Annotated in this window: 4 protein-coding genes; 3 read left to right on the forward strand and 1 reads right to left on the reverse strand. The window is 68.8% G+C overall.

Annotated features, from left to right (window positions below):
* Positions 1-282 precede the first annotated feature (282 nt).
* Positions 283-903 (forward strand): hypothetical protein, encoded by a 621-nt coding sequence (locus tag IT306_25745; protein ID MCC7371847.1) that lies wholly within the window; start codon positions 283-285, stop codon positions 901-903.
* Between the two features lie 372 nt (positions 904-1,275).
* On the forward strand, positions 1,276-2,070 hold the full coding sequence (locus IT306_25750; GenBank protein MCC7371848.1) for a transposase: 795 nt from the start codon (positions 1,276-1,278) through the stop codon (positions 2,068-2,070).
* 162 nt (positions 2,071-2,232) lie between these two features.
* Here the strand turns inward: IT306_25750 and IT306_25755 are convergent, their stop codons facing one another.
* Positions 2,233-6,480 (reverse strand): hypothetical protein, encoded by a 4,248-nt coding sequence (locus IT306_25755; GenBank protein MCC7371849.1) that lies wholly within the window; start codon positions 6,478-6,480, stop codon positions 2,233-2,235.
* A gap of 485 nt (positions 6,481-6,965) precedes the next feature.
* Between IT306_25755 and IT306_25760 the strand changes: the two genes are divergently transcribed.
* Positions 6,966-7,328, forward strand: a complete 363-nt coding sequence (locus IT306_25760) for a hypothetical protein (GenBank protein MCC7371850.1) — start codon at positions 6,966-6,968, stop codon at positions 7,326-7,328.
* The last annotated feature ends 39 nt before the right edge of the window (positions 7,329-7,367 follow it).

The raw sequence follows: 7,367 nt of genomic DNA on the forward strand, positions 1-7,367 counted from the left end.
CCGGATCACCTCCGGTCGGGGCGTCCCCAGATCCAGCGCATCGAGCGCCCGGAGCCGCAAATCCCGCGAATAGGCCTTCATGCCCCCAGTTTGACGAAACGATCACCTTTCAGGCAAGGCGCTGTAGGTGCAGTGTAGTAAAGCCGTGCTTAACATGTCCTAGTTACATTTGGTGCACCTATTCAGACGACGGTCGCCCGCGCGAGGTTGCCTGCCCTGAGTCATGCCAAGCTGCCTGTAATGAGGAGCTGCAATACTGTTATGCGGAATGGTTGATATATCATGGACGATCTGGCGGGGTCGGTGGGTCGGACTGCGAAAACGGGAATGCTCGATGCCATGCAACAGGCGGGTGTTTCTGGAATCCCCCTTGGCGGAGAGAGTTGCCAGGACATGAGCAAGAATGGGAGGAGGTTTGGTATGGACCAGATTCAAGACGACCAGACTGCAGTACCATCCCGTCAGTCGGAAACGGATAACCGTCTCAGTTTGATGCATCAGGAAGCTCTTAGAAGAATCTACCGTGCGTATGAGGATGCCTTCGATCTTGGAAACTTGCCACTACATGTAATTAATAGTGGAATAATTGATAAAGCTAATGCGATATCCCGCGACGAGTACATACGAAGACTAATGAGAGATGCAAATATAAGTGCAATATTTGCAGAAAATATAGGACTAATTAGTTCTCAAGAGCATCAGCAGATCAGGAAGGATTTCTTCATTCGACATCCAGAACTCACTGATATGGAGTGGGACCCAAGGAAGGAGAGACCTACACTGGAATCTATTGCTCGAAACCTAGGTCTATCAGATCCGTCAGAATTAGAGAGCTATATGAAAGAAGTTGCCGAGCGTCGTTCGAATCGTCGATGTACTCATCTTCAGCAGCGCATGATTTAAGATGACGCGAACCCTGCAAACTCCTGATACAGCGGATTTCATGAGGGTCGATCACTGGAGCGGTAGCCGGCGTGTGATACCAATCCCGTCTGGTGCTGCCGTGTTTCTTGGAGACGCCGACTTCGGCTCCAGAAGGTGCGCCTGCCAGGAGGGCCAGACTCGCCCAAGATTCACGACACGGCTACCCGGGCTTGGTATGAGAACCAGCCAGCGGCGTCGGAGGCAGTGATGGAGTCGAAGGCGATCCAGGTGGCGGTGCGGAGGTCGTCGTCGGTTCGGGCCTTGGCGCGGCGAAGGAACGCCGTATCTGCTCACCTGCCCATGATCGGCAGACTGGAACGCGGGGGCGCATTTCGTTAAGCTGATGGCCTCATGGAACGAGATGCGCTGGCGGAACTGAGCCGGGAGCAGTTGATTGAGCTGGTGATCACGCTCGCGGCGGAGGTCGCGGAGTTGAAGCGGCAGCGGGGGCAGCCGCCGAAGACGCCGGGCAACTCGTCGGTGCCGCCATCGGTGGGCTTCAAGGCGAATCGGGCGGAGCGTCGGACGCGGCGGCGCGGGCGCGACGGGATCAGCCGTCGGCGGCAGGCGCCGGACATGATCGTGCGCTGTCGGCCGACGGCCTGCGTGGGCCGTGGCGCGGTGTTGCCCGAGGCGGGGCAGCGTCGGGTGGGGCGGAGCCAGGTGATCGAGCTGCCGCCGATCCGTCCGGTGGTCGTGGAGGCGTGGCAGTATGCCGCGTCGTGTGCGGGGTGTGGGCAGCAGACCAAGGGCACGTATCCGGCCGGGCTGGAGCCGACCCAGACGTTCGGGCTGCGGGTCGGGGCACTCCTGGCGTACTTCCATGAGCGACACCACGTCGGCTACGCGCGGCTGGGCGAGGTCTGCCGGGACCTGTTCGGCCGGGCCATCCACCTGCACGGCATCCGCGACACCCTGACGCCCGACTCGTTCACCCGACGGCGGCGCCGCATCGAGAACGCCGTCGATCGCAGCGTCTTCCGGGCCTTCCTCCCAGACCAGCCCGACACCGCCACCGCCCGCCGCTTGCAGGCTCGCTATCAGGAGCACCGCACCAGCCTGTTCGTCTTCTTCGATCGCCCGGATGTCCCGCCCACCAACAACGCCTCCGAGCAGGATCTCCGCCCCTCCGTCATCCACCGCTAGGTCACCGGTGGCTTCCGCTCCCAACTCGGCGCCGACGTCTCGGCCATCCTCACCTCGCTGCTGACCACCGCCCGTAAGCGCGGCCAGAACCTCTTCCAGGCCTCCGCTCCGCCGCCGGACCGTCACCAGTGCGTGCTGCCGGCATGCCTACGTGAGCAGATACTACAGCGGTAGGGGCGGCGGGGCTGAGCCCTTGAGGATCGCGAAGACGGTGTCCGCGAGCCACTGGCGGATCGGCTCGCGCGCAGCCTGCTCGACGGCGCGTACGGCCTGTCCGGCGTCGTAACGGGCATCATGCCAGCGGAGTGCCGGCGTTGGCTGCACGCGCGCCCGCGCCGTGCTGGTAAAGACCTGACGCGCCGTCTCGATCTCCGGGGCGACCGCGCTGGTGGCGTGGCGGGCGAGTGTCGCGAGCGCCTCGTACGGTGCCCAGGCCGCCGCGCTGGTCTCGTCGCTCGGATTGTCGGCCCACATCTGGAGGCCGCGCAGCATCGCGCGGGTGTGGCCGATCCGCTCCGGCGGGTGCAGGCGAGGGTCGACGAGCGCTTCGAGTGTGGCCGCCATCCGCTTGACGATGGACCGGTCGAGCTCGGCGAGCTGGTACGGCCGCATCGCGCGGAGCAGCCCGTCCAGGCCGTACGGCTGGTAGATCAGGTCCGGCCCCCGGAACGGCGGAATCGCCCGCCCGTGCCAGACGCTCCAGGCGACGGCCGTGCGGTACTCGCCAGCGATGGCGTTCGCGGCGTCTACGTTGGCGTCAGGCGAGCGCTCCGGCCGCTCGATAACGGCGTTGGCGAAAGGGATCGCCGGGTGTGTTACGAGCAGCGATTGGCGCGGGGGAGTCTCGGCCAGCGACCGGCCGAGCGCCTGCGCCGCCAGCCAGGCGTCGCGCGCGTAGCGGTCAACGCCCGGCGGCGGTCCGCCGGTCTCCGCCGCGGCTGCCCCGAGTTGCGCGTCCTCGTCGTTTGGGCGGGCGGCCCAGCGTAGGGCGGCCTCCAGGCAGGCGCGGTGCCCATAGTCGGCCTCGGGCGGCGGGAGGCATCGTTCCACGTACCATACGGCGTGAAGTACCGCCGCGCAGCGCAGGCGCAGCGCGTGCGACGGGTGCAGCGGGTCTGGGAAGGGCGGCGCAGCATTGAGTCGGCGGGCAGCGGCTATGCCGACCGCACCGGCGCCCTCGGCTGAGCCGCCGGGCCGGTTGCGGCTGTGGACCAGCCACCACGCGACGCCGTAGTGCCGATCCCACGTCCTGGCGCTGACGGCGGCTTCGAGGGTACGGAGGATCGCAGCGGGCAGAGCTTCACTGGGGGCGAGTACGGCCTCAATGGCGGCTTGGAGCGCGTCGTGGTGGCCGAGGGGCGCCCAGGTCGTGGCCAGGTTGTCGGCAGGCGGGCGCTCGACGGCCGCGCGCACGACCTGATACACGGATCGTTCGCCGTGGTCGTCGGACGGCGACGGCAGCAGCGGCTCCAGGAAGTCGAGGGCGGCGCCGAGGACGTGCCGGCGGAATGCGCGCTGTTCGGCGTCGTCCAGGGCGTGAACGAGCCTGCCGATCTCTTCTCGGTGCGGCGGCGTCCACGGGTCGAAGGCGAGCAGCCGGTACCGTTCGGCGACCTCATCGTCCGGTCGGGCCGGCGGATCGGGCACGGGCGCGAGCGACGGCACCTGCTCGCCGCCCAGCAGCGCCAGGATCGCGTCGGCCTGCCAGCGCCGCGCGGCCCTGATGCAGTCGTTGCTGGCGATCGCCTGCCGTCGGGAATCACGCCAGGCGTCGGGTTGAGCGCGTCGGGAAGAGATCACGCCGGCCATGCCGGCTGCCCGGCTGGCCGCCCGCGCCAGTCCGTCAGGCAGCGCGGCGGCCGAAACCTCCTGGACGGCGTACAACACCTCGCAGATCCAGATCGGACCTGACGGGTTGGTGTGCAGCTCGGCCGCCCAGTGGCGTTCGAGCGCCTGTTCGATCAGCCACCGGCTGCGCGGCTCGTCCGGCGCCGCGAGCCAGACCTGGATAGCGGCCTCGCTCTGCCGTTCGTCCTGGTCATACGCGGCGGACGGACGGAGCGTCTGCGCGTAGCCGAGCGCCTGCCCCACCAGGGCCAATCGCAGCGTGCGCTGCCGGTCGTCGGTGAGCCAGCGCAACAGCGCGCCGATGTCGGTGCCGACGCGCCGGTCGGCGGTGAGGTCGCGCGGCGAGAGGCCGAACCGCTGGAGGCTCGCGGCGACCTGATCGCGGGTCAGGAAGCGTGCGGCGGCGCGCAGGCCGCTGCTGACGAAGGCGTCGCGGTCGAGGCCCGGCAGCTGGTACCAGAGGGCGTCGAGCGCCTCGTCGATCAGCGCGGCCCGGTGCTGCGGCGGCAGCTCCGTCAGCACCTCGCCGATGGTGACGGCGTCGAGGCTCGCCCAGCGTCGGGCGGGCGGCTGCCCCAAGAAGGCATCGCGGAAGACCAGCTCCTGTTGCTGTCGCGCCTGCTCGACGGGCCACCCGAGGGCGACCGGCGCTTGCAGTTGGCTGGCTTGAGTGATGGCACGGGCCGTCGCGCGCTGGTTCGGGGAGGTCAACCACGGGGCGATCTCCCGTAGGGCAGTGGCGCGCAACGACAGGTCTCGGCCGCCCATCTCGGAGTCGTGCGCGACGTGGCCAGCGCGCTCCAGCGCAAGCTCGATGGCGGCGGCGCGGCTGCGGGGGTGCAGGTGCGGGATCAGCACCATGACCTCGGCAAACTGGTGGTACTCGATGTCGAGGTCGGGGTCGTCGTGCCATGCGGCGACAAGTTCTTGCTCTGACTCGACCGGCGCAGCCGCCGGGGCGCCGCGCAGCTCGTCCACGAGCGCCTGAGCGAGCTGTTGGGCGTGGGCGGCCATCTGGTCGGCGGGCGACCCTGCTGGCTGCGATGTGGGCGAGCTGCTGGTTCTGGGCGGCTCTGGCGGGAGGCCGAGCGCCTGCTCGCATGCGTCCCAGGTCAGGTGCGGCGCCAGGTCGGCCAGCCTCTCGGCCTTGCGGCGGGGCTCGGCCAGCGCCAGCCTCAGGGCCGTCGCCCGCGCCTGATCTCGCCGGACGGTCCCCAGGGCCGGCAGCAACACCAGCAACGAGCGGAAGTCGGGCCGGGGCGGCGAGCCGTCGACGAACTTGATGCCGTTCAGGGCCAGGTCGAGCGCTTCCTGCTCCACGATCTCGCGGCTGCTCGGCGGCAGCGCGACGGCGCCCTGGAGGATGGCGGCGAGGTACTCGATGCGCGGGATTGCGGCCCGGTTGTAGGTGGGGTGGACGCCGGCCGCTTCCGCGAGCGTCCGCGCCCAATCGAGCGAGACGAGGCCGTGCAGCAGGCCGCGTTCGACCAGGGCCGGCGGCACCCTCTCCAGGTCGTTGGGGAGTCGCCAGCCGGGCGTCCAGAGGCGCGCGGCCTCGACGCGGAGCCGGCCGTCGCCGAGCACCGTCAACGGGGCCGGATCGGAGATGACGCCGAGAGGGCGGCCGGCGTCGTCCCGGCTGCGCGTGGCGAGGACGACCGGTGCGCCGTCCGGGGCCAGCACGATCCGGGCGCCGGTGTACGGCGCCGGCAGCAGCGGCGCGCGATCCGTCTCCTGGTACGGGCCGGTCAGGTGGTCTGCGACGAGGTAGCCGGTGCCCTGCCAGTCGCCATTCGGCCGGTGGTCCGGGGGCACCGGGGTATCCGCGCCAGTTGTGGAGTAGAGCAGGTAGTAGCGCCCGTCTAACGGGAACACTTGCAGTGCGCGGAGGTCGCCGGCGAGGCCGGGCGCGGTGACCGGGCCGAGGCGCTCCCACGAGAGCAAGTCGGTGGAGCGGGCGCAGCCGACGACGCCGCTTGACGTGCCGGCGTCGGCCTCCGCGCCGGCCACGAAGAATGCGTAGAACGCGGCCTCCTCGGGGGCGGGCACGATCCACGGGTCGCTGTGCTGCTGCCGGAGGTGCCAGCCGGGCTGTCCGGCCATGATCTCCGGGTGGGCTGTGCCGGCCGGGATGGTGACGGTATCGAGGACCGGATTCCCGGGGTAGCGGGTCCAGGTCACCAGATCCGGGGAGGTTGCCAGCCCGATCTGGAGGTCGAGGGCGGCACCCTGGCGCGGTCCTTCGGCGGTGCGCGTGCTGCCGGTGGAGAAGAGGTGGTAGACGCCCTGATGCTGGACGATGCAGCCGGGCCAGACGGCGGTGTCGTCCCAGGCGCCTCGCGGGCCGGTCCAGAAGGCGACTTGCTGGCGTCGCCAGGACGTGAGGTCGTCCGAGATCACGCGCACGATCTCGCTGAACGGGGCGGCTCTTCCGAGCGGCTGCGACGGCGGGCTGTGGCGGTGCTCGGTCAGCGCGAGGAGGGTGTACGGCTCGCGGCTACCGGGCGCACGCGGCGCGAGGCAGAAGTCCCAGATGTGCGACCGCGACGAGGAGAACACCACGGGCCATCATCCTGCCGCAGATGGTCATGACACCGCCGTGAGTATACCGTTGATCCGTTGCGCGCTTGTCTCGTCAGGCGTCCGTCTACTGGTCACACGGTGCTATGCTTGCGACATGGACCGCAGTGCATGGCAAGCCCATTCCGAGGCCGCGATCAATTCCGAGCGTTGGCCGCTGACCGGCGCGCAAGAGCTGGAGCTGGAGCGGCGGATCGCTGACGACGAGGCGAATCCTGACGCTGGCATGCCCTGGGACGGGGTCAGGGCGTTCGCCCTCACCCGAGGCCGCCAAGCAGGGCGCCGCTATTCCGCAGATCCTCGCAATGGTTGAACGCGACAAGGACGGCAGTCATCCAGTCTGCCCACACTGTCTCGATGGGGCGGACCATGCTGTATTCGCGCAGTCTTGATCATGCGTATCTGCTCACCTGAGCATGATCGGCAGAGTGGACCGCGAGGGTGCGTTTCGTTAAGCTGATGGCCTCATGGAACGGGATGCGCTGGCGGAACTGAGCCGGGAGCAGTTGATCGAGCTGGTGATCACGCTCGCGGCGGAGGTCGCGGAGTTGAAGCGGCAGCAGGGGCAGCCGCCGAAGACGCCGGGCAACTCGTCGGTGCCGCCGTCGGTCGAGTTCAAGGCGAATCGGGCGGAGCGCCGGGCGCGGAAGCGGCTGCGCGGGCACGACGGGATCAGTCGTCGGCGGCAGGCGCCGGACGTGATCGTGCGCTGTCGGCCGACGGCCTGTGCAGGCTGCGGCGAGGTGTTGCCCGAGGCGGGGCAGCGTCGGGTGGGGCGGAGCCAGGTGATCGAGCTGCCGCCGATCCGTCCGGTGGTCGTGGAGGCGTAGCAGTATGCGGCCCGGTGTGGCGGGTGCGGGCACCGGACG

This window comes from Chloroflexota bacterium (assembly GCA_020850535.1).
GTDB lineage: Bacteria > Chloroflexota > UBA6077 > UBA6077 > JACCZL01 > JADZEM01.